This window comes from Acidobacteriota bacterium, from assembly GCA_018268895.1.
Classification (GTDB): Bacteria; Acidobacteriota; Terriglobia; order Terriglobales; family Acidobacteriaceae; genus Edaphobacter.
Genome location: JAFDVP010000001.1, coordinates 1,752,347 through 1,771,986 on the forward strand (window position 1 = coordinate 1,752,347; position 19,640 = coordinate 1,771,986).

Annotated in this window: 11 protein-coding genes; 5 read left to right on the forward strand and 6 right to left on the reverse strand. The window is 54.3% G+C overall.

Features of this window, described 5'->3' with window-relative positions; genetic code table 11:
• Positions 1–22: 22 nt before the first annotated feature.
• The 3 genes from JSS95_07435 to JSS95_07445 are packed head-to-tail and all read left to right on the forward strand — an operon-like array spanning position 23 to position 2,279.
• A complete protein-coding gene (locus tag JSS95_07435; protein ID MBS1799645.1) occupies positions 23–376 on the forward strand; it encodes a cupredoxin domain-containing protein in 354 nt (117 codons plus the stop codon).
• Between the two features lie 8 nt (positions 377–384).
• A complete protein-coding gene (locus JSS95_07440; GenBank protein MBS1799646.1) occupies positions 385–894 on the forward strand; it encodes a cytochrome c in 510 nt (169 codons plus the stop codon).
• A gap of 50 nt (positions 895–944) precedes the next feature.
• Positions 945–2,279: a nucleotidyltransferase family protein gene (locus JSS95_07445; GenBank protein ID MBS1799647.1), complete on the forward strand. Its 1,335-nt coding sequence runs from the start codon at positions 945–947 to the stop codon at positions 2,277–2,279.
• A 21-nt stretch (positions 2,280–2,300) separates the two neighbouring features.
• On the opposite strand, the gene JSS95_07450 is transcribed toward JSS95_07445, so the two are convergent.
• The 3 genes from JSS95_07450 to JSS95_07460 are packed head-to-tail and all read right to left on the reverse strand — an operon-like array spanning position 2,301 to position 8,093.
• Positions 2,301–3,578, reverse strand: coding sequence for an MFS transporter (locus tag JSS95_07450; protein MBS1799648.1), 1,278 nt, complete (start codon positions 3,576–3,578; stop codon positions 2,301–2,303).
• Positions 3,575–4,615 carry an aldolase gene (locus JSS95_07455; GenBank protein MBS1799649.1) on the reverse strand — a complete coding sequence of 347 codons (1,041 nt, stop codon included), beginning with the start codon at positions 4,613–4,615 and terminating at the stop codon, positions 3,575–3,577. Before JSS95_07455 ends, JSS95_07450 begins: the two co-directional genes overlap by 4 nt.
• Positions 4,584–8,093 carry a TonB-dependent receptor gene (locus tag JSS95_07460; protein MBS1799650.1) on the reverse strand — a complete coding sequence of 1,170 codons (3,510 nt, stop codon included), beginning with the start codon at positions 8,091–8,093 and terminating at the stop codon, positions 4,584–4,586. Before JSS95_07460 ends, JSS95_07455 begins: the two co-directional genes overlap by 32 nt.
• Positions 8,094–8,289: 196 nt before the next feature.
• Between JSS95_07460 and JSS95_07465 the strand changes: the two genes are divergently transcribed.
• Positions 8,290–9,729: a sulfatase-like hydrolase/transferase gene (locus JSS95_07465; protein MBS1799651.1), complete on the forward strand. Its 1,440-nt coding sequence runs from the start codon at positions 8,290–8,292 to the stop codon at positions 9,727–9,729.
• 20 nt (positions 9,730–9,749) lie between these two features.
• Complete coding sequence (locus JSS95_07470; GenBank protein MBS1799652.1) at positions 9,750–10,706, forward strand: formylglycine-generating enzyme family protein; 957 nt, start codon at positions 9,750–9,752, stop codon at positions 10,704–10,706.
• Positions 10,707–10,723: 17 nt separating this feature from the next.
• On the opposite strand, the gene JSS95_07475 is transcribed toward JSS95_07470, so the two are convergent.
• The 3 genes from JSS95_07475 to JSS95_07485 all read right to left on the reverse strand — a co-directional run bounded on the left by JSS95_07475 (position 10,724) and on the right by JSS95_07485 (position 19,639).
• A complete protein-coding gene (locus tag JSS95_07475) occupies positions 10,724–12,229 on the reverse strand; it encodes a hypothetical protein (GenBank protein MBS1799653.1) in 1,506 nt (501 codons plus the stop codon).
• A 5-nt stretch (positions 12,230–12,234) separates the two neighbouring features.
• Positions 12,235–14,712 (reverse strand): amino acid adenylation domain-containing protein, encoded by a 2,478-nt coding sequence (locus tag JSS95_07480; GenBank protein ID MBS1799654.1) that lies wholly within the window; start codon positions 14,710–14,712, stop codon positions 12,235–12,237.
• 406 nt (positions 14,713–15,118) lie between these two features.
• Complete coding sequence (locus tag JSS95_07485; protein ID MBS1799655.1) at positions 15,119–19,639, reverse strand: SDR family NAD(P)-dependent oxidoreductase; 4,521 nt, start codon at positions 19,637–19,639, stop codon at positions 15,119–15,121.
• Position 19,640 lies beyond the last annotated feature (1 nt).

Consider the following 19,640-nt stretch of genomic DNA (forward strand, 5'->3'; position numbering starts at 1 on the left):
CACCCAAGGAGCAGATACCGTAATGCGGAATACGCGACGCAGTCAGTTACTGGCACCGATCGTGCTTTTGATAGCTACGGGCAATTGCATTGCCCAGGACACAAGCAGTCCTATCGAGGTCCATGTGCACAGGTTTTCGTTTCAACCCACAGAGATAACCGTACATAAGGGTGAACCTGCCGTCGTAAAGCTCGTTTCGGACGATGTGACCCACAGCCTCGTCGTCAAAGGCCTGGGCATCAATCAAACGGTGTCGAAAGATCATCCGGCAGATATCCACTTCACGCCCACGGCCTCCGGCGATTTTCGCGGCCAATGTGGACGATTTTGCGGAAAAGGCCATGGCTCGATGTTCTTCACGATCCATGTGAAATAGGACAGTCCATGAGAGTTTCGCGCATCTCGATCACCTCCGGGCTTTTATTGCTTACCAGCCTTGCGGGCTGTCGAGCTACGCCGCCAGGAAAGTTCGAGGCTTCAGCCATTCGCTGGGTCAAGAAACACGTCACCGTAAGAGGCGTCCATCAACTGAATCCAATGAACAACACGCAGGAGAACATTTCCAATGGCAAACACGCATTTGGTTTCTATTGTGTCGTCTGCCACGGAAGAGATGGACAGAATACGGGGGTTCCCTTCGCCGGAGGCATATCGCCACCAATACCATCGCTTGCTTCGGCAGAAGTGCAAAGCTACAGCGACGGCCAGTTGAAATGGATTATTGAAAACGGCATCGCGCCATCGGGCATGCCAGCATCGCACGGGGTGTTGTCCGACGAAGACATGTGGAACATCGTGATCTATCTCCGGCATCTGCCGCCGGAAGGCAGCCTCGGAGAGCCGAAGGCATATTCAGGCGAGGAATTTTCAGATGAGAACAACGAACAAAGATAACTTCGCTGTGACGACAAGGCCTACGGCTCAATAGCGGTGAGTCGAACACTATGACCATTCCTCAGATCATCAATAACAAACACGAGCTTGATATTCCGCCTGAATTCCTGGCGCTTCTTTTGGCGCTTCAGATGCGAAGTGCCGACTACGCGCCTCTAAGTCTACTCAGCGATAAACAGTGGCGCGATCTACTTGCTCTTTGCAATCGTTCTCAGTTAACGCTGTTACTATCACGACTTGACAAATCGTTTCTACCACTCTGGGTGGCTGAACGGCTTGAGCAGAACCTTGCCGACAATTCCCAACGCGCAGAGCGTATCAAACGCACCTATAGTGAAGTGGCAGACGCGCTGGATGCCTTCAACATCCCGCACCTGGTGATCAAGGGATTCACGCAGGTCCCTCACTACGCGCCTTCACTTGCCTCTCGAGGCCAATCTGATATTGACCTTTACTGTCCGCCCAAATCTCTCCAGCAGGCGCAATCTGCGCTTGAATCGATCGGCTACGTCGCGGACACCACCAATGACTATCGTTACACCGACCATCTGCCGATGATGGTGCGCAAAGGCGACTGGAAATGGCGTGGAAACCATTTCGATCCGGAGATGCCTTTGTCGATCGAGTTGCATTTCTCGTTATGGAATTCTCGTCTCTTTCTTAATCAATTCCCCGAAGTCGCGTCCTTTTGGGACCGTAGGCAGATACGCCATCTCGATGACTTCAACTTTTATGCACTCGATCCCGTGGACCACCTGGCCTATTTTTCACTTCATGTACTTCGCAATCTGATCTTTGGAACCTGGGTCGTTCACCATGTATTTGAACTTGCGTATTTCCTGCATAAGTATGCTGACAACGATGAGTTCTGGAAAAAGCGGACCCAAATACATACCGCATCGCTGCGGACATATCAGGCTGTTGCTTTCGCATGTGCTAAAAGCTGGTTCGAATGCGATCTTCCTCGCGATGTGGAACTGGAGATATCGCGGCTCTCTCCTTCCATCAGGCATTGGCTCGATTTCTATGCATTTTCTTCACTTGAAGGAATGTTTCACGAAACGAAGGACTGGGTGCTGTTGAATGCCGTTTTGGTTTCTTCTGTAACACAGCGATATACATGGCTTCGTCGCACGCTATTCCCACAACGCATGCCGCAAAGAAACTCCTATGCAATCTACTTCAAAGGCAGGCAAGCACGAGACGCTTCAACCATCCCAGGCGAGGCGCTGGTGCCCGTTCGCAGGCTTCGGTACATACGATATGTCCTTGGGCGCATTCTCACACATCTATTCGTCATTACCAGGACTTTGGGCAAAGGGCTTTTGTGGTGGCTCACCATGCCTGAACCGGCCAGCGGCGTCTCTCGAAGACAGATGGATTAAGCTCGGCGTTAGGAATGTTTGTCAGCTTACCGACGTCGCAGACAGCGGCGTCACGAACCATTTGAACATCGCCGCTCCGGTGCAGGCGGCGACCATAAGCGCCATCAAAACATTGGGGTATCCAAAGTGAACAAGGCTGGCACCGACCAGCATTATCGTAGCGGCCTGCATGACCGAATTGAAAAACATAGTAAGCGACGACGCTGAGCTTCTAAGATCGTCGGGAACGCTGTCCATAAGCAGACTATATAACCCCGGGCTGCTCATCCACTGACTTGCGGAAAGCAGCAGGTAGATCGACACAGCACTTGCGCTCGACGCAGATATGGCCAATAGTCCAAACGCCAATGCGGCAACCGCTTGCGTCACAACAATGCCATGGATACGGCCTATTCGCTGGTAGAGCTGAGGCGCAGCTATACCAGCCAGCAACTGCGCTACCTGTGCCGCGGAGAATATCCAGCCCAGTTTTGCCAATGGCATCTGAAAAGTGCGCACAAAATAAACGTTCGCAAAAGGGACAAACGATGCGGCAACAGCTGACCATAGGGCCATCACCGGAAGGAAGCGTACCAGAAACGGGTTCCAGCGGTGCTTGCTCTTCTCTCCGGAAGAAGTTGCCGCCTTTGCTGTGAGCGGGATACGCAACCGATACAACGCCACCATACCCAGTGCCGCGCATGCGCTCGCCGATAACAGGATCGCCTGCTTGATATGTAACGGCGACGCACTCATTCCCCATGAATGTAGCCACGATGGCAGATACCCACATACAAGCCCGCCAATTGCGCTGCTTCCAATGCTGACTGAAAAGATCAGGCTAAATGCGAACGCCCTGTTCTCTTCATTCGTCAGACGAGCGACCGCAGGCGAAAAGCACACACCCCACAGGCACATTGCAATTCCGGCCAGGACCGCCAGCGCCAATTGAGATGTTTGTGCCATGAATAGCACGCGCAGAATTCCAGCAATCGGCGCGGCGCAAAAACAAATCACCAGCATCTGCCACAGACCAGCTCTTTTTGCCATGATTCCGGCGGGGATGGTCCCTACAATCGAGCCCACGGTCAGCGCACTCCCCACTAGACCCATCGTGCGCTCGTTGAAACCGTAATCAAGCAGATACAGATTGAACAAAAAGAAGTACACCGCAAAGCCAAGATCGAAGAAGAACGCAGCCGTGAAGAACAGCCAGAACTCATGGCTAAGCTTTTTATTCGCTCTGCCTGCTGTAAGACGAGAAGACCGTTCTACGTTTTCATCCGCAAAAAGCTCTTCGCCATGGATGACTGAGGTCACTCGCCCTCCATAAGCAGTCGCTCCAACCGCTTGATCGCCCAATCCAGGCCCGAGTAGTGCATCTCCCACACCTGCACCCCAGCGAGTACGCGCTCCATGGTCTTTTCATGCTTTAGCATCCCTTCTTTAGTGCCAAACATTGAGCAACGCATAAAGTCGCGTGCCGCATCTCTGTCATACAGCGATAAGCCTGCAGGCCTTCTATCTCTTCTATTGAGAAAGACGATGTGTTCGATATGCGCTTCCGGCGCGAAGTCGATCTCAGGCAGTGAACGGATTGGAATCTCGATCGACGGCTTGCCCGCAGCTCGCGGAGTGACTTCCCTCCCCTCCACTTCTGAAAAAAGTTCCGCTGCGGAGGGGCGAAAACGAATCTGATAACAGTTTCCAACTGCCAGACAGGGATCGCCGCTGTCATGGACAAAGTACGTCGCGTCATCTGTAACGTAGGTCCAGCCTGCGCGCGCACAGGCAAACGAGAGCGTTGACTTGCCATCTCCCGATTCACCGCAAAGCAGGATACCTCTTCCATTGCTTGCAACGCATCCAGCATGTACCGGAAGAGCAAGACTTCCTGCAATGTGACATAGAGGCGCGCTGCAAACAAGAAAGTACTGCATCCATAAGGGACTTTGTAAGGCACCGGGAGAGAGCGTTATATGGCTTACTCCGCGCCTCAAATCGCCAACGCTCATATTCTCTGGGTCGGCAACGTTGATCATCAGCCCGTCTCGCAACGTGAAGACAGGCTCCAAAGGAGGCTCCTTCGTTCCGTACTCGACCGCTTCGACGTTCACCTTGATGGGCTCGTTCGAAAAGCGCGGCTCAAAGCTCCCCCATGCGTCATTTAGCAGATTCAGAACGCACTGCGCGTTTGTCGATACATGCACCGCAAACCCATAGGGGTATAAAGTCTGTTCCAAAGGGAGCGCAGGTTGTATCAGCCCGCGATATCTTTCAATTCGCTCTTCTCTACTCGCCTGCATTTGTCCACTCCGCAAATCTCTAAAACAAATATCGAACTGCCAATTGGACAACTCGTGGGTTCGTCACCGTTCCCGTGATCTTGCCAAACGAAGGGCTGGCAACTGGATTGGGATCGGTTGGATCGCCGTACCCAAGAAAATTCGATGGATTGGCAAACTGCGGCGTATTGGTCAGGTTGAAGAACTCTGCCCTGAAACGAAAGCTCTGGCTCTCGGTTACAGGAAATACTCGTTCAACCGCGGCATCGATATTCCGCTGCGCTGGGCCGCGAACGATTCCGACACCGCTATTGCCGAAATCCTGATCGGCCAGACTCGTCCCATTGGGGGCTTCAGGCGCTCGTGTGAAAGCAGCTGGATCAAGGTAAAGTCCGTTTACGCGCTGGAACAGCGATCCCTCAGTCGCAAGGCTGCCGCCTGTTCTTTGCGCTCGATTTCCAAAGTTTCCATAAACCGAACCCGCATTCCCATCCATTACAGTGATCGGGCTGCCGGATTGAACGACACCTATTCCCGAGAACAGCCAGTTGCCAAGCACCGCACGCGGGAAAGCAGGCATCCCGCTTGGCTTTGGAGATTGCCATGTAAAGCTAATAACTCCACGATGCGTGCGATCGAAATCAGTAAGTCCATAAGCCTGCCGTGGATTGTTCTGATCGTTGGTAAGAAGCCATAGCTCAAAGAGTCCGCTGCCGCCCGATCCGCTTGTCTGATCCAGGCTCTTCGACCATGTGTAGCTCCCTCTAAACTGAAATCCCTGCCGCAGGCGTTTGGATAAACTCGCCTGTAACGAGTTGTAGTTGGCAATGAACTCCGATTTCGTAAACAGCGACCCAGGGCTTACTCCCTGATACGGCAGCCGTTCGATGAGGTTGTTGGTCGAGTTCGTCGTTTCGCCATTGATCGGACGCGACGGGCTGGCCAGCAATGCCTGGTTGAACTCAATCGATCCTGGCCTGTGGGTTGAACGCGTTCCTACATATCCCAATTCGAATAGATAGTCTGCTGCAAAGGCATACTGCACATTTACGTTGTATTGCTGTGTGTAACCATCCACTGTATGAGGAGAGATGCCTTCAAGAAATGGGAAGCCAAACGGAACACGCGGCAAGAAGATCGGATAACTTGATGCCAATGGCAGTAATGGCGCAAAAGGATTGGCCAACGACGCGCCGGCATTGGCCGAGTCCGACTGTATCTGTTGCGTTGAGAAGGGCGCCTGTCCCTGTGTCGATTCAACATAGCCATTCGAGTGACGGTCGTAATAAACACCATATCCGCCACGTAGAACGACAACCGGCTTCGATGTAACCTGCCAGGCAAAACCAATGCGCGGTGAAATATCGCCGTGCCGTGTTGGCCACAGGCTTCTGTTCGTCAGCTTCGTTACGCCCGTAGGCACGCTGCCTTGAAAATTCGACGGCACGATAAATCCGCTCAGGCTTCCCGCGGGTGGCACATCTCCAATCGCAATTCCAGGATCGAAGTTAGGCAAGCGCCCGTTAATCTCGAACGGCGAACCGAATATCTCGTATCTCAAGCCAAGGTTCAAGGTGATTCGAGGGGCGAGCTTATAGTCGTCCTGTACGAATGCCGCGAAATCCTTATACCGCGTGTCCTTTCTGGAGATGCCGGACCCGCCGGTCGATTGCGTTACATTGCTCGATCCGATTGGACTTCCATTCTGAGATGCGCTTTGCCCGACTAAGAAGTCGGGAAAGGTCCTGATGTCGAGAAGGCCGTCCTTGGAAAACGGCGCATCGAGATGGACCTGGTTGTATTTGTACTCTGCGCCAAAGCGCATGTTATGCCGGCGCCGCACCCACGACACCATGTCCTGCCAGATAAACGCGTTGGTGACCTGCCACTGCCCGGGCGTTCCGGCATCGCCAATCGTGAACAAGCCATCCACTGTGATGCCCGGGATAGGAGAGTCTTTTCCTCCCGGCCCAGTGGGAGTTCCAATGCCCACTCCGCTGGCCAAAATTGGCTTTTGAACCGTCGAGATACCGTCGAAACGCATATACCCGGCACGCGCCACGTTGACCAGATTGCTGCTGAAAGTATGCGTGTCCGACAGAACAAACATCGTATTTCTGTCCAGGCTGTCGGTCCCCCATCCTGGAACGTTTGCCGCATTTGGCGAAAACGGCTGTTGTGTCGGCGCACGCGAGTAGAAGAACCTTGCACCAAAAGTATTCTTTGCGTGCATCGTGTGGTCCAGATTCACGGAAAACTGGTTTTCTTTATAAGTAGCTGGCAACGCAAACGTCGATTGACCAACCGGCAGTTGGGAGACGTCACCGGCGGCGATAGAGGTTTGCGGGCTGGGGATTGCAAACTCACCATTTGCCAACTTCAGATTGAGGATCGCCAATGCAACAGGATTGATATTTGATCCGTCGCATTCAACCTGTGTTCCTCCGGCATGGGTCAGATACCCCGTTGCAGGAGAGCCGCCCGGATCCAGATGGTTCGCAGGACAGAACTGCCGTCCCAGCGTTGCAGCCGATCGATCGGAGGTCAACTGCGGCAACAGCGCCGTGCGTTTGCCTCCCAGACTATTGACCGATGTCAGCCCCTGGTACGCGACAAAGAAGAATGTGCGGTCCTTGCGAATTGGGCCGCCAATAGAACCGCCAAATTGGTTTTGTTTGAGAGTCGGCCGCTTTTGCCCTCCTTGTTTCAGAAAAAACTCGTTGGCGTTGAAAATATCGTTGCGCAAAAACTCCCAGGCGCTGCCATGGAATCTATTTGTGCCCGTCTTGCTGACCAGGTCGATGTTGGCTCCGGCCCCGCGGCCATACTCAGCATCGTAGTTTGCAGTCTGCACTTTGAACTCTTCAATCGCGTCAGGGGCAGGAATGGCTGTCCCAATCTCATTGCCATCGTTTGCCATCGAGTTCTGCGCGAGGTTATTCGCATCGATGCCATTGAACAGGACGTTGTTCGATACCGTCTTTGCTCCGTTCGCAGCAACATTCTGGGTGCCGCGACCAAGCTCGGCCGCATTGGGCAGCTCTACGACCACCCCTGGAGACAGTCCCAATATCTGCGTGTAATTGCGGTTGGCCAGCGGCAGGGCTTCGACCGCTGCATGATTGACGCTCCCTCCCAAAGTGGAGCTCTCCGTTTGCGCAACAGAAGCATTGGCTTCCACCTGTATCGCCGTGTTTACTCCTGCGAGTGGAAGCGCAATGTGTAACGAAACCGTTTCCGTTACAGAAACCTGCACGCGATTCACTACCTTTTTTGCAAATCCTGGAGCGACACCTTCAACCGAATAGCTGCCGGGTTGCAGTAGAGCAACCACAAAAGAGCCCTCATCCGACGTTGTCACCTGGCGAGCAGCATGAGTCGATTCGTTAGTGACAGTCACCTGTGCATTACCAAGCGGTATGCCGGCCGCATCAAGCACAACCCCACGAATTGCGCCTGTGCCTGGAGCCTGGCCAAACGAGGCCACACCCAACGACAAGAGACATAACGCAATCACGGAACGAAATGAGAGCAATGATTTGGTCTTCATATCCCTGAGCGGTCACTCCTTGTAAGTGCACCGTCGAGGGTATATATCGGGTATCAGCGATTTGTTATCGATTCGTCACTTATTTGTCTCTGCCGCACAATCCCCTCTGCTTACAAGGGGATAGCCCCTTCAGATTGCCGAATGGCAATCCGAATCTATAGTTAAACTGTTCTTAGCAAGGAGATATATTTTGAGCATGGATCGACGAAGTTTTCTCCTAAAATCTGCTGCAATTGCTGGACAGGCAACAGCCGTATCCGCTACTGCCATGCAACAGGCTGTTGCACCGGCACAGGCGCCGTCGCGGCGTCCCAATATCATCCTGTATCTCTCCGATCAGTTCCGCTGGGATTTCGTGGGCGCGAATGGCGCAAACAGCTCAACGCATACGCCCAATCTCGACGACATGGCCCGGCACGGAAAGAATTTTACCCATGCGGTAACCAATCAGCCGGTGTGCGCTCCCGCTCGTTCCGTATTGATGACAAGCCGTTACGCGACTGAGACTGGGGTCTGGCGAAACGGGTTGGCACTTGACCAGTCTCTTCCGACTCTCGCCGGGGAGCTTCGCAAAGCAGGATACAGCTCAAACCTCATTGGCAAATGGCATCTCTCACCTGATTCGAAGGCCGAAGGCGGCGGCCCCGGGTACGTGCCGCCAGAACACCGTGGCGGCTTCCTTGACCTCTGGGAGGGCGCCAACGCCCTCGAACATACCTCGCACCCATATGAGGGATCGTTGTTTGACAACGATGGGAACGAGATCAAATTCAAAGATCAGTACCGGGTCGACTTTCTCACCGATAGAGCTGAAAAGTTTCTGCGCCAGAAGCAGGACAAGCCTTTTTTCCTGTTTATCTCGCAACTGGAACCGCACCAGCAGAACGACATGAAACGAATGGTTGGGCCCAAGGGATCGGCTGAGCGCTTTATCAACGCTCATGTTCCGCACGACCTTCGCGCACTGCCAGGCGACTGGCACCAGCAGCTTCCCGACTACTACGGCGCGTGCGAAAGCATCGACGCCTCCGTCGGCAGAATACGCAGAATCCTGAAGGAAGAGCATCTTGCAGACGACACGATCCTGGTTTTTATCAGCGACCACGGATGCCACTTCATGACGAGGAACCAGGAGTACAAGCGATCGACGCACAACAGCTCCATCAGGATTCCGCTCATCGTCGAAGGCCCCGGATTTCGTGGACAGCAGCAGATTCCCGAGCTGACTGGCATCATCGACATTGCGCCCACCCTGCTCGAAGCGGCTGGGGTCACTCCGCCCGCCTCGTTCAAAGGAAAGAGCATTCTCTCCCTGCTCAACGATCCCCAGGCCCGCGAAGCATGGCCCAACCGGGAACTCATTCAGATCAGCGAGTCCATGACGGCAAGAACGATTCGCACGCGGGACTGGACCTACTGCGTGGCCGACATCACAGGAGCGACAAAAGCATCGAATGCGGTCTATCAGGAGTGGCAGCTCTACGACCAGAGAAACGATCCACACGAGCTGGTAAACCTCGCAGGCAGAAAGGAATATCGGCTGATAGCCAACGAACTGCGAGCACAGCTTCTCGAAATGTTGAAAGCCGCGGGAGAACCCGTTCCTGAAATCAAACCGGCTCCTCTATACCACTAGCTGTTACGATGCAAAATACGATGACTGACGGGAAAAAGGGATGCTGCACTCCATCCGCAAACCGCGAAGGGACGCAGCAGGACCGCAACGAGCAACAATTGGATCCGCTTCATAAGATCTCCGCTGCAGGCATGGTTAGCCTGCCTGGCGGACGTTTTCTCATGGGTACGGACTATCCCTTTGGCTTCCCTGACGACGGCGAAGGTCCTGTCCGCTCGGTCAATCTGTCTCCCTTCTCCATCGACATCGCGCCTGTAACGAATGACCAGTTCTCAAAGTTTATTCAAAGCACAAAGTATGTCACTGAAGCGGAACGCTACAACTGGTCATTCGTCTTCTGGGCGCACATCCCAAAGGCCCGCTACAGCCAGCTCGTAGCAGATACCGTGGAACAGGCGCCGTGGTGGTGCAAGGTCTATGGCGCGAAATGGAACTCGCCCGAAGGACCCGGAAGCCATATCGACAACCGTCTGGATCATCCAGTTGTGCACGTCTCTCATGCAGATGCTGCTGCCTATGCCGCCTGGACCGGCAAGCATCTTCCCACCGAGGCGGAGTGGGAGTATGCAGCACGCGGCGGATTGCAACAAAAGCTATTTCCGTGGGGCGACGAACTCCAACCCAACGGCAAACATCTTTGCAATATCTGGCAGGGTCAGTTCCCCTCAGAAGACACTGCGGAAGATGGTTATGCCGGTACCTGTCCCGTCCTTGCATTCCCCCCGAATGGGTATGGCCTCTACTCCATGACCGGAAACGTCTGGGAGTGGACACAGGACTGGTTTGGAACAGCGCACCCAAAACACGAGACTGTAAATCCACGCGGCCCGAAGCACGGCACGGAAAAAGCGATGAAGGGCGGCAGCTTTCTATGTCATGCCAGCTACTGCAACCGCTATCGAGTAGCGGCAAGGACGAAGAATACCCCCGACAGCTCCACCAGCAATATCGGTTTTCGCTGTGTCAGGCGCGGCTGATTGTCTACCGGAACCTTCTAGTTTGAAAATCGTGACAATGAGCTATCAGGCTCCCGCGCAGCCTTTTCTACAATAGAGAGCCCTTCGGCCAGTCTCTCAATGTCCTTGACGTCGAACAAGTCAGTGCAATACTCGATCGACCCTGTAACATTGGCTGCGTTCTCATAGAGGTTCAACGTCAGGTCGTATCTGGCCGTGCCCGGTGCGGTATCGATCTGCTGCTGTCCCGGCGCGGTGCTGTTCGTCTCATACCCCAAGAGCACTTGAAAGATTGGAGAGCGCTGGGGTTTCCTGTCCGGCTTCAGAACGCTAACCAACTTCTGAAAAGGAATATCGCTATTGTCGTAGGCTTCGAGGGCGGTTTTCCGTATCTGCTTGACCAGTTCGCGGAAGGTGCTCTCTTGCGTAATCTGACAGCGAAACGGAAGCGTATTCACAAAAACCCCCACCATCCGCTCGGTCAATGCCTGCTTTCGCAGCGTCGATGGCGACCCGATACAAAAATCCTCCGCTTCAGCATAGAGATGCAACAATGCCGCAAACACGGCCATAAACATCATGAAAGAGGATGCCCCTTCCTGGTGGCCCAGCTTCTTTAGATCGTCCAGCAATGATGCAGGTATCTCAATGCGCATGGTCGCTCCCCACGAGGTGCGCGTTTGCGGGTAAGGGTGGCTATGGGGCAGGTTGAGAAAAGGAGCGAGACCGGCAAGCTTTCGCTTCCAGTACTTCAACTGCCTCTCCATCAGATCTGAAGTCATCTGCTTTTCTGCCCACAGAGCGTAATCTCCATATTGAACGGGCAGCGGTGGAAGCTCCGCGGGAACACCTCTAAGGATGGCCGCATAGAACGCCATCAGTTCCTCACGCAGTACATCTACCGCCTTACGATCGGCGATGATGTGATGGATATTGAGAAAGAAGACTGATTGTTGCCCTGAAAGTGAAAAGATATGAAATCGGACCAACGGTGCTTTTCTTAAATCGAATAGCAAGCGCGCCTGTTCCCGTATCAGCCTATTAAGCAGGTTGACTCGTTCCGTTTGGGAATAAAGCGCGAGATCGGTTAGACCCACGGATGCTTCCGTTTCCTCTGATACCAGTTGGAACAGATCTCCATCCTGCTCATGGAAGCTGGTGCGCAGAATCTCATGACGCATCAGCAGTTGATGAACTGCCTGTTTCAACACCTCAACATCAATTTTGCTCTCGACGATAAACGCTTCTGGAATGTTGTAGGCAACGTTACCGGGCTGGTGGTGATCGAGAAGCCATAGCCCTTGCTGCAAAGGAGTCAGAGGGGCCCTGGCATCTTTTGCCCGCGCTTCGATCGGCTGATTGGAGACGCTGGCCCTTTCGAGAAGTAGCATCAGGTCCGGTTTGCGGCGAAGGATTTCGGCGCGAAACGCTTCATCCATCGCTCCCGCAGGCGCATTGACCTGAAGCTGTTGGCCTTTAGCGGACACAAGTATGTTCTTCTTCTGTAGGACGTCGAGAAACTGTTGATCGGTCAGCTTTTCCATGGCGTTCAGGACGAAGGCTCTGGATTGAGCACTTTGCGGATTCGAGCCGCCATGATTCTGGCGCCGGGAAGATCGAAGATCTCCGAATGGTTGCCAGGAAGCGTATCTACAGCTACCTTGCGGCCAAGAAGCTGCGACCAACCCAGATCGTCGCCAATCAACTTCCCTGCCGGCTGTTGTTCTCCTCTAAAGACTGCTACTGTGCCTCTGATCGGCTTTGGGATATAGCTCACTGCGGCGTCGGAGACCAGCTTCTCGACGCGGTTCGACTCCCTTGGCGGCTCTTCAGGGCGCATCCCTTTAGGTAACATCGACACAGAGGCGGCCATCGCCCTGATCCGGCGCACAACATCCTGCTTCCGCCTTTCCATGCTTGCATAACGCAAGCGATTGATCATCCAGTTCAAGCGCTGGTAGTTATGGGCCCATGTCATCAGAATCTTTCGTAACGTGGACTGTCTTGTCCAATGACCGGGCGCCCACGAGTCGATCATCATCAGAAGCTCGACTTCCTGGCCTTGCTCTTCCAGCAATCGCGCCACTTCATAAGACATGAGAGCCCATAAACACCATCCGCCCAACCGATAAGGTCCTTCTGGTTGCACCTCGCGAATCAGCTTGCAATAAAGCGCTGCAAGCTGGGCGAAGCTGGGCGTCGCCATCGCCGGGGGAATGTCTTCATCCAGCAGTTGGAGCGCATAGATCGTCTGGTCTACTCCAAGTTCTTCCGCAAGGGGCCAGAAGATCATCATCTGGGGTAGAAGGAAGATTGGCCGGCCATCTGCCGCCGAATTCACAGGAAGCACACGGGGATCAGCCGGGCGCGTGAGCGTGGAAGGCCCCTTTGCCTGCGTGTTCTCAACCCACGCCGTAAGCAGTCCAAACGTCGCATGACGTGTAATATCGGACATCGTCAGATGCACTCCAAACTGGCGTGTCACCATGGATTGCAGCCTCACCAGGGAGAGTGAATCACCACCAATATCGAAGAAATTGGAATCGCTCCCGATCTGCACACCTTCAAATATCTTTCTCCATATGGAGAGCATCAATTGCTCTGTCGTCGACGCATTTGAAGAAGATACCTCAGGGCCGGCTAACATATCCTGCCTGCCAATATCTACATTCTCTTTCCGTTCCGAGAGCGCACGGCGATCCGTCTTTCCATTCGGAGTCAGAGGAAACCCTTCCAGGCGCTCCAATAACTTTGGAACCATATAGAAGGGTAGGGTCTCCTGTAATGATTCTCTTATTCGTGCCGGCAACACCGCCGAATTCGAGATATAGTACCCCGCCAACATGTCATCGCCTGCGGAGTCCTTGCACAAAACCACAACTGCGTCTTTGATCCCGGGGGTCTGCGACATCGCAGCTTCAATCTCACCCAATTCGATTCGAAAGCCTCGTAGCTTGACCTGCTGGTCAAGACGGCCAACGAATTCAATCCTCCCATCGGCATGTCGCCGCACTTCATCGCCTGTCCGATACATGCGATCGGCGGCTGCGAACGGGTCTTCCAGGAATCGCTCCGCAGTCAACTCCGGGCGCTTGAAATAGCCGCGAGCCACACCCTTTCCTGCAATAAACAGCTCGCCAGGAATTCCGTCAGGTACTGTTTGCAGATCGCCGTCGAGCACGTAAAGGCGCGTATGGGCAATAGGTGGGCCTATGGTTATCGATGTGGCACCACACTGAACCTCAGTGACGGACGACCAGACCGTGGTCTCGGTCGGGCCATACATGTTCCAGAGTCGGCCACCTGCAGCTAGCAGTCTTTCGCCCATGCTCGCTGGCCATGCTTCTCCACCGCATAGCATTTTGAATCCCGGATTCGGTACAAAATCCAGCTCAAGCAGCATCTTCCATGTAAACGGCGTGGCTTGAAGCATCGTCGCCTGCGACTCATCCAGAAGCTCCATCAGCCGCATCCCGTCGGCTGCATCGGCCTGAGTTGCAATGATGACTGTTCCTCCGGAAACGAGAGGCAGCATGAGTTCCAGAACCGAGATGTCGAACGACAACGTCGTTACGGCAAGCAGGCGGTCTTCGGGAACGACCTCAAGGCGATTTTTGAGGTCCAGCAGCAGGTTTACAACTGCACCATGCGTTATCTCGACGCCCTTAGGCTTACCCGTAGAACCCGATGTGAAGATGATGTATGCGAGCATCTCCCCAGAGATCGAAGGAAATTGCCGGATCTGCTCTTTGGCAAGCTCCGACGCCTTGCTGTCGACGCAAAGCACTGTACCTGCAAACTCCGGCAAGTCATCCATGTGTCGAGCAAGCGTAAGCAGGACGGGGAATTCCGTCTCTTCAATAATCTGCTCAATGCGGCGGCGAGGAAACTTTGGGTCAAGCGGAATATAGGCCGCGCCTGCCTTCATCACGGCAAGCACCGATACAAGCATCTCCATGGAACGGTCCATGTAAATGCCTACCACGCCGCCTGGCCCTATACCATTTCGTATAAGCCAGGATGCCAATCTGTCGCTTTTGTCTGCCAGGCGGGCACGGCTATAGGTAAGTCCGTAAAATTCGGCGGCCGGCTGATCCGGCATTGCAACAAAAGCCGCAGCAACCAGTTCAGTGACGCTCTGCGGGGGAGAAGCGACATCTACCGTTTCGCTATCTGCCTGAAGTTCTGCCTTAGGCGCGCCGAACACAATTTTGCCTCGTGAGTGGATATATCCCTCAAAGATCTATTTACTTTAAAATCCGCACTGTAACTGATCGCAATTTTAGTTTGGCTTTACTTGTGGAACCGCTGGGGTTAGCCCGGAAACATGGTGCCTCTTTTCCTTAAGTATTGCAATGCCCCCTTTCGGGAAGGCCTTCTAAATCGCAGAAAATGGCGTTATTTATGCAACCATCTCTCCGTAGGAGATGTCATCAAAAGGAAAACTCCTCCCTGTCCGCTGTCGCATCTTCTGCGACCTGTTGAGACCGCAGCCATTCAGCCAAAGCCCGCGGGGTTGGCGTATCAAATAATGTCCGTAGCGTGAGCGTCACGCCAAACTGGTCGCGGAGCCGGGCGATCAACATGGTGCCCATAAGCGAATGACCGCCCAGCTCAAAGAAGTTATCCGTTGGCTCGATCTGCTCTATTGCGAGAAGGTCTTTCCATATCTCGATGATCGACTGAAGCGGATAGTCCTGGTTCTCCGCCAGCGACTGAACGGCATCTTGCTGCGATGGCGTGTCTTCGTAAGATGATGTCGTAGCGATCAAGCTTAGCTCGACCGTCGATGTCAGAATATGAGGCGCTCGCCAGTGACTGAGCACTCGATGCACGACCTCTATTCCTTCAGAGGTTGTCATCGCGGTGCGCAAGCGTTCTTCTTTCGCAGACTCGAGTCCCTCAGGCAGCTCCATATCGGCAACCATTCCAACTTCTCGCCAGGCATCGAAGCCGATTGCAACCGCTGGAAGGTTCAGGCTCTTGCGGCAATACATCGCAAAGTAGTTCTCAAACGTATTTGCAGCAGCGTATGCGCCCTGCCCAAATGCCGGGGCCCATGCGCTGATCGATGAACAGAAAAGGAAAAAGTCGAGCTGCCGGTCACCCAGCGAACTCGCCAATGCAAGACTTCCAGCTACCTTTGCTTTTCGGATCTCGATAGATTCATCAAGAGTCTGAGTCGCAATTGTGCCGCTCCCTGCCACACCGGCTGCATGAATTACCCCATTAATCGCTCCGAGCTGCTCCTCTGCAAAAGCAATCGCGCGCGTAACGTCCTCGACCCTGGTTACGTCCGCATCAAGATAGACAACTCTTCCCCCGCACTCGGTCAGTTCCTTGATTCGCTCAATCCGTCGCTGATCTGTGCCGGTGCGATCAACCCGTTCCCCCTCACCCCGTGGAGGCAGTTTACTGCGCCCAATAAGTAGTACCTTTGCGCTGTACTCTCGCAACAGATGCTGCGCTAGACTGTAGCCGATTCCTCCAGTTCCTCCGGTGATCAGATACACCCCACCGTCGCGAAATGGCCTGGCTGTAGAAGCTGGGAGCGGGGCCTGAACCACATGACGCAACCACCTTGACTCGCCCCTATAAGCAACACTCATAGCATTGCCGGGAATTTGTAGCTCTTCTACGATCTGAGCTGCACTCCGGTCGAGACTGTCAGACTCCAGATGCACATCGATCGAGCGCCAGTCGACTCCCGAATACTCCGTCGGCAGCACACGTAATAGACCCAGGGCCTCAGACCGCACTGGCTCGCTGATTGCTTCGCCAGCAATACTCTCAAGATCATCGGTAACAATCTCTATCCGGTGAAATTTCTGGCGTTCGATTCGCGCAGCCTGTAGTAACAGAAGAAGCGAATCATAAGCATTCGCCTTCACACAGCGCAAAGTCCAGAAATCGATAAGGCCTTCAGGGTGAAAGCCCGCTTCAGTAATCGCCCGCCAAAGCATCCGGTAGTGGTCCGGAATAGCTGGATCGACGAAAAAGCGGTCTCCCTCCTGTCGAAAGCTCTCTGCGACCTCAACTGAAATAACCTTCGTCGTCTCTTCCTTTTGCAGCCTCTCAATCACTCTCGCGCCAAGCCCTTGTTGATCAATGAGAGCCAGCCACACTCCAGCGGTTGACCTCCGCTCACGTGTAGACAACAGAGCAGGAGGAATATTTTGCCAAGAGAAGCTGTAAAACCAATCCGCAATATCACTTCGCTTACCGGGCTTCTCCGATACCTCCGCAGTCTCTGTAACCTCAACCTTTTGGTTGCGAGCCTTCGCCGAGTCTATGTAAAACCGTTCACGCTCAAAGGGGTACGACGGCAACGAAACCCGGCCACTACCGGTACCGGGACGAAGCGCTTTCCACTTGACTGTAGCTCCTGATTCCCATGCTTTGGCAAGCGCCTCCAAAAAGATGACGTCATCGGTGATTCGCCGCTTTTCTGTTCCCAGCGAAGCAACCATAACGCTCTTTGCAAGTTGCTGCTTTGCGATACCTATAAGCGCTTCGCCCGGCCCAACTTCAAGCAAGAGACGAGGCCGCTCCGCCAGGGCCGCTAAATTCTGAGTAAAGCGAACTCGAGATAGTATCTGGTTGCCCCAGTATTGCGCGCTCTGGATCTCCAATGGGTCCGCCCAGGTTCCAGTCACATTGGACAATATGGGAATCGTTGGCGGGCGCCTCGATACCGATTCCACCTTTTGACGAAACGCTTTCGCAGCATCTGCCATCAGCGGAGTGTGAAAAGCGTTCTTTGAGGCCAGTCTTACACAAGCAATATGCGCCTGTTGAAGGCGCGCCTCCAGGGCCTCCACCGCTGCGCTCGGCCCGGAAGCCACGGTCATCTTCGGACCATTCTCTGCCGCAATCCAAACGTCATGCTCCAGAAATTCCGGGAGACGTTCAGGAGGCAGAGCAGCAGCAAGCATCATACCCGCTGGCGTTTGCGCCATCAGCCGGCCACGCTCGGCGGCCAGACGAAGGCCATCGTGATAAGTGAAGACGCCGGCAACCGTCGCAGCAGTCAATTCACCAAGGCTATGTCCTGCCACTGCACTTGGCTCAACGCCCAGTGAACGCCAGCGCAGCGCGAGAGCATACTCAACAAGAAATAGCAGGGGTTGAGCGATGCCCGTATCGTTCAGCCGTTCCTTGAGCGGCGTCTCTCTGCCACAGATCAGATCAATACATTCAATGCCAAACTCATCGCGAAGCAGTAGCGCACCTTCTTCGATCGTTTGCCGGAAGTCCGCGTCGGTTTCGTACAGCTTCGACGCCATACCGAAGAACTGCTGCCCTTGCCCCGGAAAGAGATAGACTACGTCCCGCCCCAACGACAACAAAGACTCACTTCCGGTCTTCACCGGTTTGCGCAGAGCGGCAATCAGGCCGACTTTGTCTTCGACGACAAATGCGCGGCGGCAAGCCAGCTCACGGCGCCCCTCCTGAAGAGTCTCTGCGATGCTCTGCACGCTAAATTCAGATGCACTCTCTAAATAATCTGCAAGGCGCTCCCTCATCGAAGCCAACGCCGCAGGTGTTCGCGCCGACAATGGAACCACTGACAGGCCCGGACGAGTGTCATGTTGTTTGACCTCTGGAGCTTCGCCGAGTATTACGTGAACATTCGTTCCACCAATACCGAACGAACTGACGCCAGACCAGCGCCTTCCCTGCTTCAGCCAACTGATCGCAGAAGACGATACGAGGAACGGCCCGTTCTCAAGCTGAAGTGAGGGATTGGCTTTGCTGTACGTCGGCGTCGGCGGAACAATACCATTGCGAGTTGCCAGCGCGGCTTTGATAAGTCCAGCAATGCCCGCCGCAACATCCGCATGCCCCATGTTCGATTTCGCCGAGCCAAGCACGCACGATGCTGCATCAGAGATCCCTTCTGCATACACCGTCGTCAGAGCAGCCACCTCGATCGGATCACCCAGTTCGGTCGCCGTACCATGCGCTTCGATGTAGCCCACCTGTTTCGGGGAGATATCTGCCGCCCTCAGTGCCTGACGCAAGACCGATACTTGTCCGTCCACGCTTGGGGCCGTGAATCCGACCTTTCCATTGCCGTCATTGTTCCACGCCGAGCCATGGATCACGGCGACGATGTTGTCGCCGTCCAGCACCGCCCGCGAGAGACGTTTAAGGACCACAATGCCCGCTCCGCAACCGGGGACAGTGCCTTTCGCATCCGCATCGAAGGGCCTGCAAACGCCATCAGGAGACAGGATCATTCCAGGTATGTAGGAATACCCTGCGCTTTGAGGAAAGCTGATCGATGCACCGCCCGCAAGCGCCATATCGCACTCTCCCGATAGAAGGCTCATACATGCAAGGTGAACAGCAGCAAGGGATGTCGAACACGCAGATTGCACATTTACGGCAGGGCCGCGAAGGTTCAGCTTGTAGGCAACGCGGGTAGCGCAAAAATCCTTGTCGTTTGCGAGCATAAGCTGATAGCCGCCTGCGCTTGCAATCACAGCAGGATTTGCAAGCAACCGCATAACGTAGGTATTCATGCCGACACCAGCAAAGACTCCCGTGCGTCCATCTTCTCCAGTGTGACCCGCATCATCCAGCGCCTCCCAGGCGCATTCCAGCAACACGCGCTGCTGAGGATCGATCATCTCCGCCTCGCGACGACTGAGATTAAACAGACCTGCATCAAACATCTCAGCATCGCGAATCGCGCTTCCCCGGCGAACATAACTGTGACTGGACATATCCTGTTCGCTAACGCCCGCAGCATGCAACTCGGCGTCGTTCAAGTCCGAGATTAGAACGTCACCGGCAAGAAGATGCTGCCAATACTCCTGCACATTCTGCGACTGTGGGAAGCGGGCGCTCATGCCAATAATGGCGATACCATCGGCCCAACGGCCGGGCACATTCGCGCCATCGCTGGTATGAGCGTTTTGTTGGCGGTTTACGGTCATGTCAGACATC